This window comes from Bacillus sp. FS02, assembly GCF_024398395.1.
Lineage (GTDB): Bacteria > Bacillota > Bacilli > Bacillales > Bacillaceae > Bacillus > Bacillus altitudinis.
The window spans coordinates 443237-464255 of sequence record NZ_CP074101.1 but is presented as its reverse complement, the minus strand read 5'-3'; the positions used below and the strand labels follow the sequence as shown (position 1 = coordinate 464255).

At 40.5% G+C, this 21019-nt stretch carries 19 protein-coding genes; 17 read left to right on the top strand and 2 right to left on the bottom strand.

Annotated features, from left to right (window positions below):
- Window position 1 precedes the first annotated feature (1 nt).
- On the top strand, window positions 2-1030 hold the full coding sequence (locus KFQ09_RS02330; RefSeq protein WP_060832308.1) for a SepM family pheromone-processing serine protease: 1029 nt from the start codon (window positions 2-4) through the stop codon (window positions 1028-1030).
- A 33-nt stretch (window positions 1031-1063) separates the two neighbouring features.
- Here KFQ09_RS02330 and KFQ09_RS02325 read toward each other — a convergent pair whose 3' ends face one another.
- On the bottom strand, window positions 1064-2311 hold the full coding sequence (locus KFQ09_RS02325; protein ID WP_346772047.1) for a nucleotidyltransferase: 1248 nt from the start codon (window positions 2309-2311) through the stop codon (window positions 1064-1066).
- 206 nt (window positions 2312-2517) lie between these two features.
- Here KFQ09_RS02325 and KFQ09_RS02320 point away from each other — a divergent pair, with 206 nt between their 5' ends.
- From KFQ09_RS02320 to gerR, 3 genes are all read left to right on the top strand, one after another.
- Window positions 2518-3036: a YceD family protein gene (locus KFQ09_RS02320; RefSeq protein WP_039963609.1), complete on the top strand. Its 519-nt coding sequence runs from the start codon at window positions 2518-2520 to the stop codon at window positions 3034-3036.
- 21 nt (window positions 3037-3057) lie between these two features.
- Window positions 3058-3231, top strand: coding sequence for a 50S ribosomal protein L32 (gene rpmF / locus KFQ09_RS02315; protein WP_008354700.1), 174 nt, complete (start codon window positions 3058-3060; stop codon window positions 3229-3231).
- Between the two features lie 137 nt (window positions 3232-3368).
- Window positions 3369-3908, top strand: a complete 540-nt coding sequence (gene gerR / locus KFQ09_RS02310) for a sporulation-specific transcriptional regulator GerR (RefSeq protein WP_017359370.1) — start codon at window positions 3369-3371, stop codon at window positions 3906-3908.
- A gap of 53 nt (window positions 3909-3961) precedes the next feature.
- Here the strand turns inward: gerR and KFQ09_RS02305 are convergent, their stop codons facing one another.
- Window positions 3962-4441, bottom strand: coding sequence for an N-acetyltransferase (locus KFQ09_RS02305; RefSeq protein WP_007499784.1), 480 nt, complete (start codon window positions 4439-4441; stop codon window positions 3962-3964).
- Between the two features lie 209 nt (window positions 4442-4650).
- Between KFQ09_RS02305 and KFQ09_RS02300 the strand changes: the two genes are divergently transcribed.
- The 13 genes from KFQ09_RS02300 to murB all read left to right on the top strand — a co-directional run bounded on the left by KFQ09_RS02300 (window position 4651) and on the right by murB (window position 20917).
- Window positions 4651-5544: a 2-dehydropantoate 2-reductase gene (locus tag KFQ09_RS02300; RefSeq protein ID WP_046343478.1), complete on the top strand. Its 894-nt coding sequence runs from the start codon at window positions 4651-4653 to the stop codon at window positions 5542-5544.
- A 65-nt stretch (window positions 5545-5609) separates the two neighbouring features.
- Window positions 5610-7229: a bacillithiol biosynthesis cysteine-adding enzyme BshC gene (gene bshC / locus KFQ09_RS02295; RefSeq protein WP_046343480.1), complete on the top strand. Its 1620-nt coding sequence runs from the start codon at window positions 5610-5612 to the stop codon at window positions 7227-7229.
- Window positions 7230-7356: 127 nt separating this feature from the next.
- Entirely contained in the window at window positions 7357-7788 is a 432-nt protein-coding gene (gene mraZ / locus KFQ09_RS02290) for a division/cell wall cluster transcriptional repressor MraZ (RefSeq protein WP_003211163.1), read from the top strand.
- Between the two features lie 66 nt (window positions 7789-7854).
- Window positions 7855-8787, top strand: a complete 933-nt coding sequence (gene rsmH / locus KFQ09_RS02285) for a 16S rRNA (cytosine(1402)-N(4))-methyltransferase RsmH (RefSeq protein ID WP_007499781.1) — start codon at window positions 7855-7857, stop codon at window positions 8785-8787.
- Between the two features lie 36 nt (window positions 8788-8823).
- Window positions 8824-9171, top strand: a complete 348-nt coding sequence (ftsL, locus tag KFQ09_RS02280) for a cell division protein FtsL (RefSeq protein WP_025207292.1) — start codon at window positions 8824-8826, stop codon at window positions 9169-9171.
- Window positions 9172-9178: 7 nt separating this feature from the next.
- A complete protein-coding gene (locus KFQ09_RS02275; protein WP_210552467.1) occupies window positions 9179-11329 on the top strand; it encodes a penicillin-binding protein in 2151 nt (716 codons plus the stop codon).
- Window positions 11330-11454: 125 nt separating this feature from the next.
- The gene (locus KFQ09_RS02270) at window positions 11455-13374 is read left to right on the top strand and encodes a stage V sporulation protein D (protein ID WP_017359366.1); all 1920 of its coding nucleotides are present in this window, start codon (window positions 11455-11457) and stop codon (window positions 13372-13374) included.
- Window positions 13375-13585: 211 nt separating this feature from the next.
- Window positions 13586-15061, top strand: a complete 1476-nt coding sequence (locus tag KFQ09_RS02265) for a UDP-N-acetylmuramoyl-L-alanyl-D-glutamate--2,6-diaminopimelate ligase (protein WP_007499773.1) — start codon at window positions 13586-13588, stop codon at window positions 15059-15061.
- A gap of 136 nt (window positions 15062-15197) precedes the next feature.
- Window positions 15198-16172 (top strand): phospho-N-acetylmuramoyl-pentapeptide-transferase, encoded by a 975-nt coding sequence (gene mraY / locus KFQ09_RS02260; protein WP_007499771.1) that lies wholly within the window; start codon window positions 15198-15200, stop codon window positions 16170-16172.
- 9 nt (window positions 16173-16181) lie between these two features.
- The gene (gene murD, locus KFQ09_RS02255) at window positions 16182-17528 is read left to right on the top strand and encodes a UDP-N-acetylmuramoyl-L-alanine--D-glutamate ligase (protein ID WP_370648319.1); all 1347 of its coding nucleotides are present in this window, start codon (window positions 16182-16184) and stop codon (window positions 17526-17528) included.
- Between the two features lie 59 nt (window positions 17529-17587).
- On the top strand, window positions 17588-18688 hold the full coding sequence (gene spoVE, locus KFQ09_RS02250; protein ID WP_007499768.1) for a stage V sporulation protein E: 1101 nt from the start codon (window positions 17588-17590) through the stop codon (window positions 18686-18688).
- A gap of 192 nt (window positions 18689-18880) precedes the next feature.
- On the top strand, window positions 18881-19975 hold the full coding sequence (gene murG, locus KFQ09_RS02245) for an undecaprenyldiphospho-muramoylpentapeptide beta-N-acetylglucosaminyltransferase (protein ID WP_017359363.1): 1095 nt from the start codon (window positions 18881-18883) through the stop codon (window positions 19973-19975).
- Between the two features lie 30 nt (window positions 19976-20005).
- Window positions 20006-20917, top strand: coding sequence for a UDP-N-acetylmuramate dehydrogenase (gene murB / locus KFQ09_RS02240; RefSeq protein ID WP_007499764.1), 912 nt, complete (start codon window positions 20006-20008; stop codon window positions 20915-20917).
- Window positions 20918-21019: the final 102 nt, after the last annotated feature.

The following is a 21019-nucleotide window of genomic DNA, read 5'->3' as shown; positions in this document are numbered from 1 at the left end:
AATGAAAAAATTAAATATTCGCTGGCTCAGCTTTTTTGCTGTTGTTCTAGTCTTATTTGGCTTAACTTTTGTGAAACTGCCCTATTACGTCACAAAGCCAGGTGATGCAACAGAAATTGCGCCACACATTCAAGTAGACGGAGGATATGGCGAGAAGGGGAGCTTTTCTCTTATGACCATTAAAGTAGGTCCAGCCAATCCATATACGTATTTGCTTGCAAAAATGAACAAGTATGACGAAATCGTTCCAGAAGAAAATATTAAAGCGGACGGAGAGTCTGATGAGGATTATATGAAACGGCAGCTGCAGCTCATGAAAAGTTCTCAAGAAAATGCGATGATTGCCGCTTATACAAAAGCGGGGAAAAAAGTAGATTATACGTTTAATGGGGTATATGCGAGCTATGTGATGAAAGGAATGCCTGCATATGGGAAGATTGAAGTGGGCGATAAGATCAAAAGCGTCGACGGCCATACATATGAGTCAGCAGATAAAATGGTTTCGTATATCAGCAGTAAAAAAGCAGGCACGACTGTCCGTTTTATACTTGAACGTAATGGCAAAGAAATCACGCAGAACGTGACGTTAAAACCATTTAAAGAAGAGCCAAAACGAGTGGGAATTGGCGTATCATTATTTACAGACCGTCATGTGAAAGTGTCTCCTTCTGTGAAAGTGGATATTGAAAACATCGGCGGTCCATCAGCTGGTTTAATGATGTCACTTGAAATTTACAATCAGCTGACAAAAGAAGATGAAACACACGGCTATGCGATCGCAGGAACTGGAACGATTGATGCAGATGGTACAGTCGGACCGATTGGTGGAATTGATCAAAAGGTTGTTGCAGCAGACAAAGCAGGGAAAGACATCTTCTTTGCACCGAATGATAAAGGTGACCCAAACTCTGACTACAAAAATGCAGTCAAAATAGCAAAAGATATTAAAAGTGATATGAAAATCGTTCCTGTGGATACCATGCAGGACGCACTAAACTATTTAAACAAATTAAAAGAGAAAGCATCATAAAAAAGAGCAGCCTGCAAATCAGGCTGCTTTTTTCTATCGAGATGAAAAGAGCCCGCTCTCTTCATCATATCGAATCGGTGATGTTTTAAACTCTGCTTTTGTTAACTCTGTTTGCATGGGTTCACAGATGGGAAGGCTGAACACCCTTGAAGCGCGAATATCAAGATCAAGGGCGGGATGTGAAAAGGAAGACAGTTTACTCACAAGTGGTACATCCAACTCTTTTTTTACAAGAGACAAGTACTGTTGTCCTTTCCTTGTCATTCCAAGTAAACGAATATAGGGCGCTTTTTTCTCTTCAAGCAGCGCGTGCATCGTCTTTTTCTTCACGTTCATTAATAGATGCGTATTCATCCGCTGTAACCTTGTCCACGTATATCGTTTTGTTTTGACAAGTGATAGATACTCTTCGTAGGAAGACGCATGTGTCATGGCTTTTTGCATGCGGTGTTCAATGCCTTCTTCAATTTCATAGATGCCCTCTAGTTCACTCGTATCCATTGTATGAAAAACATGTTTCAGAAAGCGAAAATAGGCTTCTTGCGTATGTAAAAGACCATATGAAGAATGATAGTCGTGTAATTGCTTTAAAGTAGCGTCCGGGAGATAGGGCGTGACTGCTTGAAATGAGCTCTGTTCTTTTAATGCTTTTCGGATACTTGTGGCGCTTGCGATTTTTTGGTTGTCAGGCAGTTCTTCATCATGATAATCAGATGCAATTCTTTGAGACGTAAAAGGCTGCATGTGAGGAGCTCTCTCTAAGATGGCTTTAACATAATGAAAGCCTAAAATGTTATTTGGTTTGGACAAATCCAGTAAGTGTTCAGAATGAATGGCCTCTTGAAACGCACCTGCTGCTGCGGCGGGATAACTAAGACCTTCTTTCACCTTTTCTTTTGTTAAAAGATCAATCTCTGCCTTTTTTTCATACCAAGCGTGTGCTGTGCGCTCAAATGCGTTGATCTCTCCATCCTCACTGCCGAAAAAAAGAGAATGGCATTTTAATGCATCAAGGATGGACACAGCGCCATTGGCGAAGGTTTCTGCCTTTTGTACGGCATATATGTATGGAAGCTCACACACAATGTCTACGCCGTTTTGCAGTGCCATTTTTGTGCGTGCCCATTTTGAGACGATGGCAGGCTCCCCGCGCTGGAGGAAAGAACCGCTCATGACGGCAATGGCAACATCTGAGGAGGTTTGTTTTTTCGCCTGATTCACATGATAGGCATGCCCATAATGAAATGGATTGTACTCGACAACGACTCCCACTGCTTTCAATAGATGTTCCGCCTTTCTTGCTATGGTTAAATGGTCTGTGCTACAGTAGCATAAGGGAAAAATGAAGACCATTTTTTTCAGTTTAGGCATTCCGAGAACTGATGTCAAACAGCCCTTTGACGTCATGAAGGACTGTAAAGAAAAAATATTGACAAATAGCATGATGAAAGCTATAATCATGTTTGTTGCTCTTAGAGGTGATACAATTGAAATGGACAGTTTATCAGTTACATCAAAAAGCTAAAAACAGCTTCGATTTTCATGAGACGGTTGACTTAAATGAACTTACTAGCCTTCATTCAGATATACGTCGCATTTCACCAGTAGAGGTGAAAGGGACTGGAGTGATCGAATCAAAGCAAGTCGCATTTGATTTAACCATCACAGGTGAAATGACATTGCCTTGTTCAAGAACGCTTGTTGATGTAAATTATCCATTTGCGATTTCAACAAAAGAACTATTTGTACTTCATAAGACAGACGACATAGAAGATGAAGACGTTTCTATTGTAGAAGACGATATCATCGACTTAACGCCTTTAGTCAAGGAAGAAATTCTTCTTGAAGTGCCCATGCAAATCTTTTGCGACCAAGCTGACGTAAAAGGTGCTGCACCACAGGAAGGGAATGACTGGGCGGTCATTTCGGAAGATGCACATCAAAACCGAATTGATCCTCGTCTGGAAGGCTTGAAGAAGCTCTTAGAAGAAAATAATGAATCTTAACTCTTTAAGGAGGTGGGAATAATGGCTGTACCTTTTAGAAGAACTTCTAAAATGAAAAAAAGATTGCGTCGTACGCATTTCAAACTACAAGTACCTGGTATGGTAGCTTGCCCAGAATGCGGTGAAATGAAAATTTCTCATCGTGTCTGCAAATCTTGCGGAACATACAAAGGCAAAGACGTAAAAAGCAACTAATGCTTGATAAAAAAACGTGAGGGAATCTTCCCTTGCGTTTTTTTATTGATCTATTTTTAGGTTTCTCTCCTGCAAATAGTCTATCTACTCTAGTAAGCGCATATGATGTGGTATTCAGATTCAGGGGGGATGATGAGTTGACGATTACACGGCAGGACGCATGGACACAAGATGAAGATTTACTTTTAGCAGAAGTTGTCTTAAGGCATATCCGAGATGGCGGTACCCAGCTTTCAGCATTTGAAGAGGTTGGAAAAGCATTGTCAAGAACAGCAGCAGCATGTGGATTCAGGTGGAATTCTTACGTCAGAAAGCAGTACCAGGCGGGCATTGAGCTTGCCAAAAAACAGCGAAAAGAACTGCGTAAAAAAATTGGTATCCATTCTTCGGGTTTACCGCAGCATGCGTTCACCATAGAGGAGAAGGCATCTTCTGATCAGACTGAACTGACGCTTCGAGAAGTAATTCGGTTTCTAGAGCAGCTTGAGAAAGAACCATCTGGTCCAGCTTATTTACGGGAGGAGCTTAAAGATGCACAGCATCAATTAAAATCACTCACCGAAGAAAATGAACAGCTGAAACGTCAATTAAAAATGACAGAAGAAGATTACCGGGCACTTATTGGTATTGTTGAAAGAGTCAAACAGAATATCAGCTTAAAAGATTACGCAAAATAAGAAAACGCCCCTCACAGATGGAAAGAGGGGCGTTTTCTTATTGATTAAAATGATTAAGCGGACTCACCTGTGTTCTTTTGTATATGTGCAGGCTCCCAAATGAGTGGGTTTTCTCCTTTATCGCGTTCCATATCATATTTCACCGCTTCAAAGCCCATTTTATCCCAAAAACCGGCAGATTTGACGCGTGGATTCGTTCGAATTGGAAGGCCGAAAGATTTTGCGAAATCAACAAGCGCTTCGCCGTATCCTTTACGCTGATATCCTGGCAGCACTTCTAGTTTCCACAGCTCTAGATAATCATGATTATGGTCAAAATACGTCGTCGTCGAGCCATCTACTTGATAGAGGCTCATACGTGCCACAAGCTTATCTCCAAAGTAAATCCCATAAAATGGAGAGTTGCTGTCATTTTCAATCATATTACTTTCTAGGTCTTCAAGCATGGAAAGTTCTTGTATGCCATATTCCTTAAATTGTTTAAATTCCTCTAATGTTTTGTAGTTAATCAGAAGACGTTTTACTTGTGTCATGTGATCTTCCCCCTTACACACATAATGTCGACAGTGATGTCATTGAAGGCGTTTTCATCCCATCCGCCTAAAAAATTTTTACACTTATTATTATAGTTTTTTAATTAAAAAAATTCAATCATAGCGCGTTATCTGCTTTTTGCATCGTAGCACGAAACTGGTAAAATAGTTGATAACATGAAGTAAACAGAAAAAGGGAAGTGCGGCAATTGAAAATTGGAATCATTGGCGGTGGTGCGATTGGTCTGCTTTGTGCCAGTTATTTATCAGAGCATCATGACATCACCCTCTTTACAAGAAGAAAACAGCAGGCAGAAGAAATTCGAGCATTAGGCATTGAACGAATGGTGAGAGGGGAAACCATTCAATCAGCTGTTGGAGCCGATACGGGAGTCAAAGGAATATTTGATTTGCTGATTGTGACAGTGAAGTATCATCACCTGCAAGATGTTCTAGAGGAATTATCGGGACTGCCTCGTCATCGGATCTTATTTTTGCAGAACGGAATGGCCCACCTCGTCGATTTAAAGAACTGGAAAACGGCACATCAGTTATATATTGGTGTAGTAGAGCATGGCGCAATGAAGGTGTCTGATCGCGCAGTAAACCATACAGGAATTGGTGTCATCAAGTGGGGAGCATTTCTGCATGAGGAAAAAGGACCTATGAGTAGTGAACTGTCAACGGGCGATTTTCAAATGGTTTATACAGATGAATGGAAGAAAGTACTGGAGGAAAAACTGCTCGTCAATGTGTGTATTAATCCGTTGACGGCTTTATTACATGTGAATAATGGGGAATTGGTATCGAACCCTGCATATGAACATATGATGACATGTGCATTTGAAGAAGCGGTTTCCATTCTAGGGTTGCCTGAGAAAGATCGTCTATGGGCTCATGTGCAATCAATTTGTCATCAAACGGCTGCCAATCAATCGTCGATGCTGCAAGATATCGTCAAAGGCCGCCAAACTGAAAGAAAAGCAATCATTGGCTACCTTTTAAAAAAAGATCAAGGTCAAGGGATGACGCCGCCATTCCTCACTTTCTTGAATAGAAGCTTGGAAGTATTGGAAAAAAAGCAAACAAAATCTTTTGAGTGAGCTCATTTACATGCTATACTTTTTTCGGGAAACTAACTATTTATTGAAGAAAGGAAGTTCTAAACATGCAATTGACTGAACTTTCCATCCGAAGTCAGAATTTATTCATACGTGATTATATAGAAGAAAAAAAAGAGATGACTGCTTTTTTTGATTATGATATACATTCTGAGCACACATGGAAAAAGAGATACGACGATCTCATGGAAAGGAGCTTCCCGCGCGAGGCTTTAGCGGATTATATGAGCGCATATCATGCGAAATTTGATTCGGCTGCGATGCGTGAGAATATTGAGAAGATCCGTGATGAACGGAGCGTCATGGTGGTTGGAGGACAGCAGGCAGGCTTACTGGCAGGTCCGCTTTATACCATACATAAAATCATTTCCATTATTCAGTTTGCCAAAGAAAAAGAATCAGAGCTTGGCGTTCCTGTTATTCCGGTCTTTTGGGTAGCGGGTGAAGATCACGACGTAGACGAAATTAACTTTGTGTACACGTCTGGCGAAAAAGGCCCAGTCAAACAAAAGCTTCCATTACATCATGTGAAAAAAACAGCTGCGAAAAGAACACCTCTCCACCAAGAGAAAACAGAGAGATGGCTTCGTGATGTATTTTCAACCTATGAGGAATCTGCTTACACAAATGACTTGTTTGATCAGCTTCTTCGATGTTTACGCAAATCAGAAACGTTTACTGATTTCTTTGAGTGGATTGTTTGCGATCTATTTGAAGAAGATGGACTGCTGTTATTGAATTCAGGAGACTTCGGCGTGAAGCCACTTGAACGTACGTTATTCAAACAAATTGTGGAGTCAAGTGATGCGATCGTGGCTCGCTTAAATAACACGCAGGCTGCCATGGAACAAGCAGGGTATCAGCCGATTATTGAAGCTGGTGACCATCAAGCCAACTTGTTTTACGAATATGATGATGAGCGTTTCCTCATTGAACAAGAGAATGGCCAATTTTCTATATCTGAAGTGGGGCTTACTTGGACAAAAGATGAGCTTTTGCAGGAAGTCGAGGAGCACCCAGAGCGGTTTAGCAATAATGTGGTGACCCGTCCATTGATGCAGGAAACCCTTCTTCCAACGCTTGCTTTTATGGCTGGACACGGTGAAGTGAACTATTGGGGTGAGCTGAAAGGCATCTTCGAGTACTTCGATGTCAAAATGGCACCCGTTCTTCCAAGACTGCACGTCACCATTCTTGAAAGGCACATTGATAAGAAGCTGCCAATAAGAGAATTGTCGGTTGAAGAAGTGCTGACAAAAGGCGTGAAAGAAAAGAAGGATGCGCACTTTCAGCAAAGTCTTCCAGACAGCTTCGTCCAATCAGTTCAACATGCCAAACGTGAATTAGCGAATGTTCACGAGGCAATGAGACAAGAAGCGCTAGAGATCGAACCAAGCTTTGAACAGCTATTAGATAAAAATGCCAAATTTATAGAAGACCAGCTTCAATTTGTTTATCAAAAGGTTGCAAAGCGTGTGGAAGAGAAGGAAGGATACATCCTTCGAGATTTTGAACGAATTGAAAATAGTTTAAAACCACTCGAAGCACCACAAGAAAGAATTTGGAATATCATGTACTTTTTAAACAAATATGGTCCAGAATTCTTCAAAACGTTCAAAAATCTGCCATTTTCATTTCAAAACAAGCAACAAATTGTCAAACTTTGAAATAAAGTTTTAATGAACCCTGACTAGTTCAGGGTTTTTTTTTATGTGGAAACAGTGTAAAATAAGTTTTGTGGAGAGAAGTGGTGGATAGTGGAGAGTATGGGTGAGAAAGTGGGGCTCTAATATCATGTTCATGGGTGAATACCAACATACGATTGATACAAAAGGGCGCATGATCATCCCTGCTAAATTTAGAGACGGTCTCGGAGAACAGTTTGTGCTGACGAGAGGGCTTGATCAATGTTTATTTGGCTACCCTATGAGTGAGTGGAAACTAATTGAAGAGAAACTCAAAGCACTGCCGCTAACGAAAAAAGATGCACGTGCGTTTACCCGGTTCTTCTTCTCCGGCGCAGTTGAATGTGATCTGGACAAGCAGGGGCGCATTAACATCGCATCCAACCTACTCCAATATGCAAAACTCGAAAAAGAATGTGTGGTCATCGGCGTTTCAAATCGAATTGAGTTGTGGAGTAAGTCGATCTGGGAACAATATACAGAAGAGCAAGAAGATTCTTTTGCTGAAATTGCTGAAAACATGATTGGATTTGATATATAATAATCCCTTGTGCAGCAAGCTTTCTACACATTCATTTCTATTTGAAAAAGGTGGGACCATATCATCATGTTTCAACATGAGACAGTATTATTAAAAGAAACAGTTGACGGTTTAAACGTCAAAGAAGACGGTACATATGTGGACTGCACGCTAGGCGGCGCAGGTCATAGCTCATATTTACTATCTCAATTATCAGAAAAAGGTACATTGATTGGGTTTGACCAAGACGATGCTGCACTGGATCATGCACGAGAGAAGCTCGCACATGTTAAAGCGAACATTCTTTTCATAAAAAGCAACTTCCGATATTTAAAAGAACGTCTGAATGAACAAGGAATTACAAGCGTAGACGGTGTGATTTTTGATCTTGGGGTTTCATCACCTCAGCTTGACACACCAGAGAGAGGCTTTAGTTATCACCATGATGCACCTCTTGACATGCGAATGGATCAAACCGCTGCTTTGTCGGCAAAACAAGTGGTGAATGAATGGCCATTTGAAGATCTAGTTCGGATTTTCTACAAATATGGGGAAGAAAAATTCAGCAAGCAAATCGCACGCAAAATTGAAGAAGCCAGAAAAAAAGCGCCAATTGAAACAACAGGAGAGCTTGTCGACATTATTAAAGAAGGAATTCCCGCACCTGCAAGACGAAAAGGCGGACATCCAGCGAAAAGAGTGTTTCAAGCGATCCGAATTGCCGTAAATGACGAATTGAAAGTATTTGAAGAAGCACTAGAACAAGCAATAGAGTTACTCAATCCGAAGGGGAGAATTTCTGTCATTACATTCCATTCACTTGAAGATCGGATTTGTAAAAGTACATTTAAAGAAATGTCTTCTCTTCCAGAACTTCCGCACGGACTACCAGTGATTCCAGAAGGACTTGAACCAAAACTGAAGCTGATCACGAGAAAACCAATCGTTGCATCAGAACAAGAGCTGGAATATAACAACCGTGCTCGTTCAGCGAAGCTCCGAATTGCAGAAAAAAAGTAAACGACACCATAGATGATGATAAAAAGGAGGTTTCTTATGAGTAATTTGGCTTACCAAAGAGAAGTAAAGCAACATCAAACCGAGCAACAAGGTCAATCGGTTGTGATTAGAAGAAGAGGTTCTATTACACTTGGTGAAAAAATCTTACTTGTCATGTTTGTCATGGCTCTCATGTGCAGCTCGATCCTCATCATTTCGAAAGCCTTTGCTGTTTATCACGCAAATATCGAAGTGCAGAAGCTAGAACAGCAAGTGTCTTTAGAATCGAAAAAGATCACTGAACTGCAAAAGCAAAAAGATTTACTAAGTGAACCAGAGAGAATCATTGAAGCCGCTAAAAAAGCAGGCTTAAGCATGTCGAAAGATGTTAAGAAGGTCGATTAACATGGCGATGCCTAAAAAGAATAAAATGATGAACAGAGGCGCGGCAATTGCGAGTATTTGCTTCGCCCTGTTTTTCTTTATCATCCTTGCACGTTTTATTTATATTCAGATTACGGGAACCGTCGATGGACAAGTGTTAGCTGCAAAAGCCAATGAACAATATCAATCGAAAAAAACACTTGAAGCCAAAAGAGGGTCCATTTTAGACAGAAACGGAAATGTGATTGCAGAAGATACATCTGTGTATAAGCTGATTGCGATCATGAGCAAGAAAATGACGGTCGATCCAAAGCATCCGATGCATGTCGTTGACAAAGAAAAGACAGCAAAAGAGCTGTCAAAGGTCATTGATATGAGTGAGAGTGAAATTTTAAAGCGTCTGAATACAAAAGATGCATTCCAAGTCGAGTTTGGTAAAGCTGGAAAGGATATTAGTTTTTCAACTAAGGAAAAAATTGAAAAGCTAAAACTTCCTGGGATCGCCTTTGAAAAAGATACAAAGAGGTATTATCCAAACGGCATGTTTGCTTCGAACTTAATCGGTTATGCTAGATTAGATGAAGCGACGAAGGACATGTCAGGCGCAATGGGTCTAGAAAAGGCTCTGAATAAATATTTAAAAGAAAAAGATGGCTATGTAACGTATAACAGCGACAGAAGCGGATGGGCACTTCCGAATAGTAAAGAAGACATCGTTGCCCCGAAAGACGGGAAAAACGTCACACTGACCATCGACCAAAAAATTCAAGCATTTCTTGAAGAAAGTATGACGCAGGTCGCTAAAAAATATAAGCCGAAGAAAATCATTGCGACAGTCGTTGATCCGAAAACTGGAAGAGTTCTTGCAATGGGACAGCGGCCAAGCTTTAATTTAAATGAACTCGACATTACGAATTATAACAACGATGTCATTTCCTACGCATTTGAACCAGGTTCAACGATGAAAATTTTTACACTTGCTGCTGCTATCCAAGAAGGAGTGTACCAAGGCAGTGACAAGTATCAGTCTGGTACTTATAAAGTAGGCGGTGGTCTTGTAAGAGACCATAACAACGGAAATGGCTGGGGAAAAATTGATTTTCATGAAGGTGTTCTACGTTCTTCAAACGTAGCTTTTGCGAAACTGGCAAAAGAAAAGCTAGGTTTCACACGCTACGAACAATACTTACAAAAATTCCATTTCTATGACAAAACAGGCATAGATTTGCCGAACGAAGCGTCTAGTAAAATCAATTTCAGATACGAATATGACAAAGCATCGACTGCTTATGGTCAGGCGTCCGCGATTACCCCAATTCAGCAAATTGAAGCGGCGACAGCCATTGCCAACGGTGGAACGATGATGAAGCCATATGTAATTGATCATATTACAGACCCGAACACAAACAAAACAATTTTACAGCACGAACCAACCGTGGCAGGAAAACCAATTTCTTCTGATACAGCGAAGCAAGTCCGTGACATTTTAGGTGAGGTCGTTTCCTCAAAAATTGGCACAGGACAGCCATATCAAATCAAAGGTTTTGATGTCGCTGGGAAAACAGGTACAGGACAAATTGGCGGTGCTGGCGGCTACCTTCAAGGGAGAAACGATTACGTCTTTTCATTCATGGGAATGGCACCAAAAGATGATCCGAAGCTACTCGTTTATGTCGCTGTCCAACAGCCTCAGCTATCTGAAACACAAACAGGCTCTGCCCCTGTTTCAGAAATCTTTAACCCTGTGATGAAAAATAGTTTGCTCTATCTAAATATCGCACCAACAAAAAAAGACGATAAAAAATCTGGCAAACAGAAAATAAAACAAGAAACAATGCCATCATTCCTAGATTTAGAAGTGAAACAGGCAGAAACAGAAGCAAAAAACAAAAAGTTATCACCTGTTGTCATTGGTGACGGTCTATCCATTAAACGCCAATGGCCAAATGCGGGCTCTGAATTCTCTGAAAGCCAGAAAGTCTTTTTGAAAACAGCAGGGAAAACCATTAAAATGCCTGATATGACAGGCTGGTCCAGAAGGGAAGTTCTTCAATATGCGTCTATTTCAGGTGTGCATATTGAAACAAATGGACAGGGATATGCTGTCAAACAAAGCGTGAAAAGTGGAGCGGAGATTTCAGATAAAGTCGTCACAGTGACCTTCAAAAGTCCAAATTAACTTGAAAACCTAGCAAATCATTTGCTAGGTTTTTTTCTTTTGCTTGAGCGATGGACGAGATCGTTCTATAAAAAGACGAGCCTGCATATGATGAAAACAAGCCATATGTAAGGAGTGAACCGGGCGTGCGAGTGTCAAGTGTAACAGTGAGAAAACGATTGCTTTTCGTGCTGCTGTTTGGGGTGATCATTTTTTTCATCATAGATACTAGATTAGGATATGTGCAGTTTATTATGGGCGAGAAGCTGACAAGTTTAGCGAAAGATTCATGGAGCCGTAACCTTCCATTTGAACCAGAACGAGGAGATATTTTGGATCGAAATGGAGTGGAGCTGGCGACGAACAAAAGTGCTCCCTCTATTTTAGTCGTGCCGCGGCAGGTGAAAGACCCAGCAGAAACAAGCAAAAAATTAGCAGCAGTGCTGAATATGTCTGAGGAGAAAGCGTACAAGCATGTCACCAAGAAAACGTCTATAGAACGAATTTCCCCAGAGGGGAGAAAAGTATCTCATGAAAAAGCAAAAGAAGTCAGAGAGCTTGATTTAGATGGAGTCTATGTAGCAGAGGACAGCATCAGACATTACCCGTTTGGAAGTTTCTTATCTCATGTATTAGGTTTTGCTGGAATTGATAATCAAGGCTTACTTGGGCTAGAAGCGTACTATGATGATGACCTAAAAGGTGAAAAAGGCTCTGTGAAATTTTATTCTGATGCAAAAGGGCAGAAAATGCCAGATGAAGCAGATGATTATACACCGCCTAAAGATGGGCTTGATATGAAATTAACCGTTGATTCAAAAGTGCAAACCATCATCGAACGAGAACTAGACAATGCTCAGGCAAAATATAACCCAGATGGCATGATTGCCATTGCCATGAATCCGAAAAATGGTGAGGTTCTGGGAATGTCGAGCAGACCTGACTTTGATCCGGCTGACTATCAATCAGTTGATTCAAAAGTATTTAACCGAAACTTACCGGTGTGGAGCACATATGAGCCAGGATCGACGTTTAAAATCATTACACTGGCAGCTGCCCTGGAAGAAAATAAAGTAAATTTAAAACGTGATCATTTTTTTGACAGCGGATCTGTGACAGTGGATGGCGCAAGGCTCAGATGCTGGAAAAAGGGAGGACATGGATCACAGTCGTTTCTAGAAGTGGTACAAAACTCTTGTAACCCAGGATTTGTCGAGCTAGGCGACCGTCTTGGAAAAGATAAACTATTTTCTTATATTAAAAATTTCGGCTTTGGTCAAAAGACAGGAATCGACCTTCAAGGAGAAGGTAGAGGAATTTTGTTCCCGCTTGATCGTGTTGGTCCTGTAGAACAGGCAACAACAGCCTTTGGTCAAGGTGTATCTGTTACGCCGATTCAACAAGTAGCTGCAGTGGCAGCCGCAGTAAATGGAGGAACGCTTTACACGCCGTATATTGCAAAAGAATGGATCGATCCAATTACAAAAGAGGTAGTGAAAAAGCAATCACCAATTGCCAAGAAGAAAGTCATTTCAGCGGAGACGTCTAAAGAAATCAGGTATGCCCTTGAAAGTGTAGTCGCTCAAGGAACTGGTCGGAATGCATTCGTTGAAGGATATCGGGTGGGCGGAAAAACAGGAACAGCACAGAAAGTAAAAGACGGAAAGTACATGGAAAATAACCACATTGTGTCATTTATCGGGTTTGCACCTGCGGATGATCCAAGCATTGTTGTATATGTAGCAGTAGATAACCCAAAAGGCACGATTCAATTTGGTGGGACAGTAGCAGCACCTATTGTGGGCCATATTATGCGAGACAGTCTGCCTGAAATGGGCGTGAAAAAAAGAAAAGGACAAATTGAAAAGAAGTATCAATGGCTGGACACAAAAACCATTGAGGTACCGAATCTTGTAGGAGGATCTGTTTCTGACCTTGAATCACTCCTGATTAATCTAAAGATTGATGCTTCAGGAACTGGCAGTAAAGTGGTGAAGCAATCGCCTGCTGCCGGCACAAAGGTCAAAGAAGGTTCCACGATCCGATTATACTTAAATGATGAATAATAAAGAATGAACAGAGGGTAGCCGCACTCATTCGGCTGCCTCTTTTTGTTGAAACAGAAGGGTCGCTTTAAAAAAAGAGCATAAAGTGTGCTTTTTCCAAGAGAAACTTAAGGAATACGCTGGATGTATCCTTTTTTTTACGATAAAATATAGACTGTGTGTTTTTTTCACAAGACATGCACGTGAACGAATTTGAGAGGTTTGATATGAAATGAAATTACAAGAACTCCTTACATACTTTAAAAGTGAAAACAATGAACTGATAAACGAAAATCCGGAGATTACTTCCATTGAAATGGATTCAAGAGAAGTGAAAAAAGGGAGTCTTTTTGTCTGTATAAAAGGCTATACAGTAGATGGACATGATTACGCTGAAAAAGCAGTGAAAAGCGGGGCTGCAGCGATTGTAGCAGAACACCCACTTCACATAACAGATGTACCAGTCATTATTGTAAAACACTCTCAAAGAGCACTTGCAAGAATAGCAGATGCTTTTTACGAACAGCCAACTCATCAACTCAATCTAATTGGTATTACAGGAACGAACGGGAAAACGTCCACAACACACATGATTGAGCAAATCATGAGAAAAGCCGATAAAAAAACAGGTTTAATCGGTACGATGTATATGAAGGTAAACGATGAAATTCTCGAAGTGAAAAACACAACACCTGAGAGTGTCACCCTTCAGAAGACCTTTAAGCAGATGCTTGATCAAGACGTAGATACGGCCATTATGGAAGTATCATCACATGCTTTGCATCTTGGGCGTGTTCATGGATGTGATTATGATATTGCCGTCTTTACAAATCTTACCCAAGATCATTTGGACTACCACAACACAATGGAAGAATATAAACATGCAAAAAGCTTGCTCTTTTCCCAGCTCGGAAGTGCCTTTCAGCACGATAAGCCGAAGCATGCCATTTTAAATGCAGATGATGAAGCGTCTAGTTATTTTGAAAAAGTCACAGCTGCTGAAATTATGACGTATGGCTTAGAGCAAGAAGCAGATGTAATGGCAAAGAACATTCAAATCAAACCAAAGGGAACACAATTTGATTTGATTACCCCAATCGGCACAAAAAACGTGACGGTTGCCCTTATTGGAAAATTCAATGTGTATAACATTCTAGCAGCTGTATCAGTAGGAATTGTATCAGGCTTAACGTTTGAAACGATCGTTAGTGCCATTGAAGAACTTGAGGGAGTCAAAGGAAGATTCGAACTTGTGAATTTTGATCAAGACTTCCCAGTCATCGTTGATTATGCACACACACCTGACAGTTTAGAAAATGTACTGACTACGTGCAGAGAATTAACAGAAGGTAGAATTTTCTGTGTAGTTGGCTGCGGGGGCGACCGTGATAAAACCAAGCGCCCTCAGATGGCCCAAATCGCTGTGAAATATGCAGATGAGCCTGTTTTTACATCAGATAATCCAAGAAGTGAAGATCCATCAGCCATTTTGAAAGACATGGAAAATGGCGTGCCAAACGCCTATTATCACAGCTTTGTGAACCGGAAACAGGCCATCTTTTTTGCCATTGCCAATGCAAAAAAGGGCGATACAGTCTTAATAGCTGGAAAAGGGCATGAGACGTACCAAATCATTGGTGATCAAGTCTATGACTTTGATGATGCCAAGGTGGCAGCGGACGCTATTTTAGATCTAAACAAATCTTAAAAATGATGAAAAGAGTGTAATGAAATGAAGCATTTTGTACAAAAACAACATACGAAAGACACGAATGAATATCATAATAATGAATGCTATTTTCTAATGGAAAACGGCTTTGGAAATTCGGAAGGAGTAAAGAACAATGCTTGAACAGGTGATATTGTTTACAATCATAATGGGATTTTTAATCAGTGTTCTTTTATCCCCGATTTTTATTCCGTTTTTAAGAAGACTTAAATTTGGTCAAAGTATTAGAGAAGAAGGACCTCAGTCTCACCAAAAGAAATCTGGTACCCCAACAATGGGTGGAATTATGATTATCTTTTCTATTACAATTACAACGATCGTGATGATTAACAAATTCTCTGAGATTAGTCCAGAAATGTTTTTATTGTTATTTGTCACCCTTGGCTACGGATTATTAGGATTTTTAGATGATTATATTAAAGTAGCGATGAAGCGAAATCTTGGCTTAACATCGAAACAAAAACTGATCGGGCAAATTGTGATTGCTGTGATTTTCTATGCAGTCTTCCATTATTATGAGTTTGCAACGACTATTCGCATTCCAGGAACAGATGTCAGCTTTGACTTAGGATGGGCATACTTTATCCTCGTCGTTTTCATGCTTGTCGGTGGTTCTAATGCGGTAAACCTTACGGATGGACTTGATGGTTTATTATCTGGAACAGCTGCTATTGCATTCGGAGCTTTTGCTATATTGGCTTGGAATCAATCTCAGTATGATGTTGCGATCTTTTCGGTAGCAGTAGCAGGCGCTGTCCTTGGGTTCCTTGTCTTTAATGCGCATCCTGCAAAAGTATTTATGGGTGATACGGGATCGCTTGCTTTAGGCGGTGCCATCGTGGCCATTGCCATTTTAACGAAACTTGAGATTTTACTCGTCATTATTGGAGGAGTATTTGTTGTTGAAACGTTATCCGTTATCCTTCAAGTCATCTCCTTCAAAACAACTGGAAAAAGAATCTTTAAGATGAGCCCGCTTCACCACCACTATGAGTTAGTTGGCTGGTCTGAGTGGAGAGTAGTTGTCACCTTCTGGACAGCTGGTTTATTGCTTGCTGTTTTAGGAATTTACATCGAGGTGTGGTTATAATTGAATAGGATGCAAATGTTAAAAGACGAACATGTACTAGTACTAGGCCTTGCAAAAAGCGGATATGCGGCAGCCTCAATTCTTCACGAGCACGGAATAAACGTGACGGTCAATGACCAAAAAGCTTTTGAAGAAAACGAGCCTGCTCAGTTACTTTCTGAAAAGGGGATTGATGTCATTTGTGGCAGTCATCCTCTTCGTGTGTTCGACGATAAAGAAATTACGATTTTAATTAAGAACCCTGGAATTCCTTATGAGAATGTGATGGTTCAAGAGGCGCTTCGCCGAAAAATTCCAGTTTGGACTGAAATAGAATTGGCGTATCATTTGACCTCATCTCCTTTTATTGGGATTACCGGATCAAATGGAAAAACGACCACGACTACTTTGATTTATGAAATGTTGAAAAAAGACAGCCAAAAAACATTGGTAGCAGGTAATATCGGAACGGTCGCAAGTGAAGTTGCCGCGCGTGCAGCGGGCGATGAATGGATCGTAACTGAGCTCTCTTCATTTCAGTTAATGGGAACCGTTGAATTCAGACCTAAAATCAGCTTAATATTAAATATTTTTGACGCACATTTAGACTATCATCACACGCGTGAAGAATACGAAAAAGCAAAACAGAAAGTGTATGCACATCAACTGGAAGATGACATAGCTGTGGTTAACCTAGATGATCCATCTGTTGTCAAACTAGCAGAAGATTCGAAAGCGCAAAAAGTGTTTTTCTCAGTTAAAGAGCCGGTAGCACATGGAGCGTTTATTAAAGATGGTGCCATCTACTATATGAATGAACATGTCATTGACCTAAAGGATGTTGTTCTTCCTGGTGAGCATAACCAAGAAAATATTCTAGCAGCTATTTGTGTTGTAAAAAATGCAGGCTGCTCAAACGAAGCGATTGCACAAGTTCTTACTACATTTAGTGGAGTGAAGCATCGTTTGCAATTTGTGGAGACGATTCAAAATAGAAAATTTTATAATGACAGTAAAGCGACCAATATACTGGCAACAAGTAAAGCTTTGTCTGCCTTCAAGCAGCCGACCATTTTACTAGCAGGTGGACTGGATCGTGGCAATGAATTTGATGAATTAAAACCTTTTATGAAGAATGTAAAAGGAATGATTACATTTGGTGAGACTGCGCCTAAGTTTGTGAAGCTTGGTGAAGAGCTGGGAATACATCACGTAAAACATGTCGATAATGTTGAACAAGCAGTACCTGCGGCGTTTAGCATATCTGAAGAAGAAGACGTGATTTTATTGTCTCCGGCTTGTGCAAGTTGGGATCAGCATAAAACATTTGAAGAACGTGGAGACATGTTTGTAAACGCCGTGCATATGCTTAAATAAGGGCTTGTCTCTCATATGACTGACAGCCCAAATGAAATTATGCTTGGGGTGTCGGTCTCTTGACGAATAAGAAAACTTCTCCGGATTTTTTGCTTGTTGTCATTACGTTACTTTTATTGACGATTGGTTTAATTATGGTGTACAGCGCAAGTGCTGTGTGGGCATCGTATAAATTTGATGATTCGTTTTATTTTGCAAAAAGACAGCTTTTGTTTGCCGGAATCGGAGTTATCGCAATGTTTTTCATTATGCGGGTCGATTATTGGACGTGGCGGACTTGGTCAAAGATACTGATTGCAGTGTGTTTTCTCCTCCTCGTGCTTGTCTTGATTCCTGGTATCGGTATGGAGAGAAATGGTTCAAGAAGCTGGATTGGTGTCGGTGCGTTTAGTATTCAGCCCTCTGAATTTATGAAGCTTGCGATGATTGCGTTTCTTGCAAAATTCTTATCTGAAAAGCAAAAGAATATCACATCCTTTCGTAAAGGTTTTGCCCCAGCACTAGGCATTGTGTTTTCTGCATTTGCTATCATTATGCTGCAGCCAGACCTAGGTACAGGAACGGTTATGGTTGGAACCTGTATTATTATGATATTTGTTTCAGGTGCGAGAATCGCTCACTTTATCTTTCTCGGTCTTTTAGGGCTTAGCGGATTTGCCGCACTTGTCTTATCAGCACCCTATCGAATAAAACGAATTACATCTTATTTAAATCCTTGGGAGGATCCACTTGGCAGCGGGTTTCAAATTATTCAATCCTTATACGCTGTCGGTCCAGGCGGTCTGTTTGGAATGGGGCTAGGTCAGAGTAGACAAAAATTCTTCTATTTGCCTGAGCCTCAAACAGACTTTATCTTTGCTATATTGTCTGAAGAACTTGGATTTATAGGTGGATCACTCATTTTGCTTCTCTTTAGTGTTCTATTGTGGAGAGGCATTAGAATAGCCCTCGGGGCACCAGATTTATATGGAAGTTTCTTGGCAGTGGGTATCATCTCAATGGTTGCCATTCAAGTAATGATTAATATCGCAGTTGTCACTGGTCTCATCCCTGTGACGGGCATCACACTCCCATTCTTAAGTTATGGCGGTTCATCACTGACATTAATGCTGATGGCAATAGGCGTACTTTTGAATGTAAGCAGATATGCTAGATATTAATGAAGTTCATGAAACCATATAGACTTTTATTTTGCAAAAGTATGAAAAAATGATTTGAAGAGTGAAAATGGCAGTTTCTGTTTCGAAAACATGATGATTGACTCTTCTTTACAGGTTTTGACGGAGCCCTGTTGTTTAAAACAGGGTTTATACTTTGTTCAGAGCAGAAAAAAATTGAGGGGAAATGGTATAATGCGTATAGTTATTAGTGGAGGCGGAACAGGCGGGCATATTTATCCTGCTCTAGCTTTTATTAAAGAAGTGAAAAGACTGCATCCTGATGTGGAATTTTTATATATTGGCACTGAGAATGGGCTTGAAAAGAAAATTGTAGAAAGAGAAAATATCCCTTTTAAATCAATTGAAATTTCAGGTTTTAAAAGAAAGCTTTCCTTTGATAATGTAAAAACAGTGATGAGGTTTCTAAAGGGCGTCCAAAAAAGTAAATCTTATTTAAAAGAATTTAAGCCGGATGCTGTTATTGGAACAGGTGGTTATGTGTGTGGTCCAGTTGTTTATGCTGCGTCTAAGCTAAAAATCCCAACGATCATTCACGAACAAAATAGTCTGCCAGGCATCACAAATAAGTTTCTGGCACGGTATGTGAATAAAGTAGCCATCTGTTTTGAAGAAGCAAAGGAACACTTTCCTTCAGAAAAGGTTGTTTTTACGGGAAACCCAAGAGCCTCTGAAGTCGTCTCTATTAAAGAGGGAAAATCTCTTAAAGAGTTTGGGCTGGATGAGAAGAAAAAAACAGTTCTCATTTTTGGCGGGAGCAGAGGTGCAGCTCCAATCAATCGAGCAGTGATTGACATGCAAGATGAATTAAAGACAAAGAACTATCAGCTTTTATATATTACAGGTGAGGTTCATTATGAAAAAGTGCTGAACGAATTAAAAGAAAAAGGTGAAGCACCGAATATGATCACAAAGCCTTTCTTGCATCAAATGCCGGAGTATTTAAAATCAATTGATGTCATTGTTGCAAGAGCGGGAGCCACAACGATTGCTGAAGTGACGGCACTTGGAATTCCGACAATCTTCATTCCAAGTCCATACGTGACCGCAAATCATCAAGAAATTAACGCTAGATCACTTGAAAAACATGATGCTGCGATCGTTTTAAGAGAATCAGAGCTTTCTGGAGATCGCTTGCTTCATGCAATTGATGAAATTGCTGGTAATGACGAGAAACTACATCAAATGAGCCGTTTAACAAAAGAACTCGGAGTACCAGATGCGGCCACACGTTTATATAATGTGTTAAAAGAAATTACGACTTCATGATGAATGATATGAGGTAAGGCGGAGGGTAATATGGAGAACTTGAAGAATGAATTATTAGAAGCGCAAGTTGGTAAAGTACTTGAAAATGAACCGCTTGCAAATCATACGACAATGAAAATAGGCGGACCGGCCGATCTATTAGTCATCCCTAAAGATGTCGATGCTGTCAAAACAATTATGGATCAGGTGAAAAAACATGATACTCAATGGACGGTCATTGGAAGAGGGTCCAATTTACTTGTTCTTGATAAAGGAATTCGCGGGGTCGTTTTAAAGCTGGGCGCTGGGCTTGATCACTTAACTGTCAATGATGAAGAGATTACAGTTGGCGGAGGCTATTCAGTTGTAAGACTCGCGACGTCTCTTAGTAAGCAGGGGCTGTCAGGATTGGAATTCGCAGCTGGTATTCCAGGTTCTATTGGTGGCGCTGTTTATATGAACGCAGGGGCACATGGATCTGACATCAGCAAGATTCTTGTGAAAGCGAGAGTCTTATTTGAAGATGGAACGATCGAGTGGTTAACTAATGAGCAAATGAACTTTAGCTATCGAACTTCTGTGCTTCAAAAGGAACGCCCTGGAATTGTTCTCGAAGCAGTGTTCAAGCTTAAACAGGACGAACGTGAGAAAATCACAAAGAAAATGCAGCAAAATAAAGATTATCGCAAGGAAACACAACCGTATAATAAACCATGCGCCGGCAGTATTTTCCGAAATCCATTACCTGAATATGCAGGACAGCTTGTAGAAAAGGCGAATTTAAAAGGATATCAGATTGGCGGCGCTAGAATTTCTGATATGCACGGAAACTTTATTGTCAATGCTGGTGGGGCGAAGGCTCAAGATGTGCTCGACTTAATTCAGTACATTCAAAAGAAAATCAAAGATGACTACAATGTAGAGATGCATACAGAAGTAGAAATTATTGGTGAAGCAAATTAAAGGCTACTACTTATGAATGATGGTATCACAGGAAAACAAACGGCATTTTTTCATGCCGTTTGTTTTCTAATCAATATGAGATAAAGAATGATCCAAAGGTGC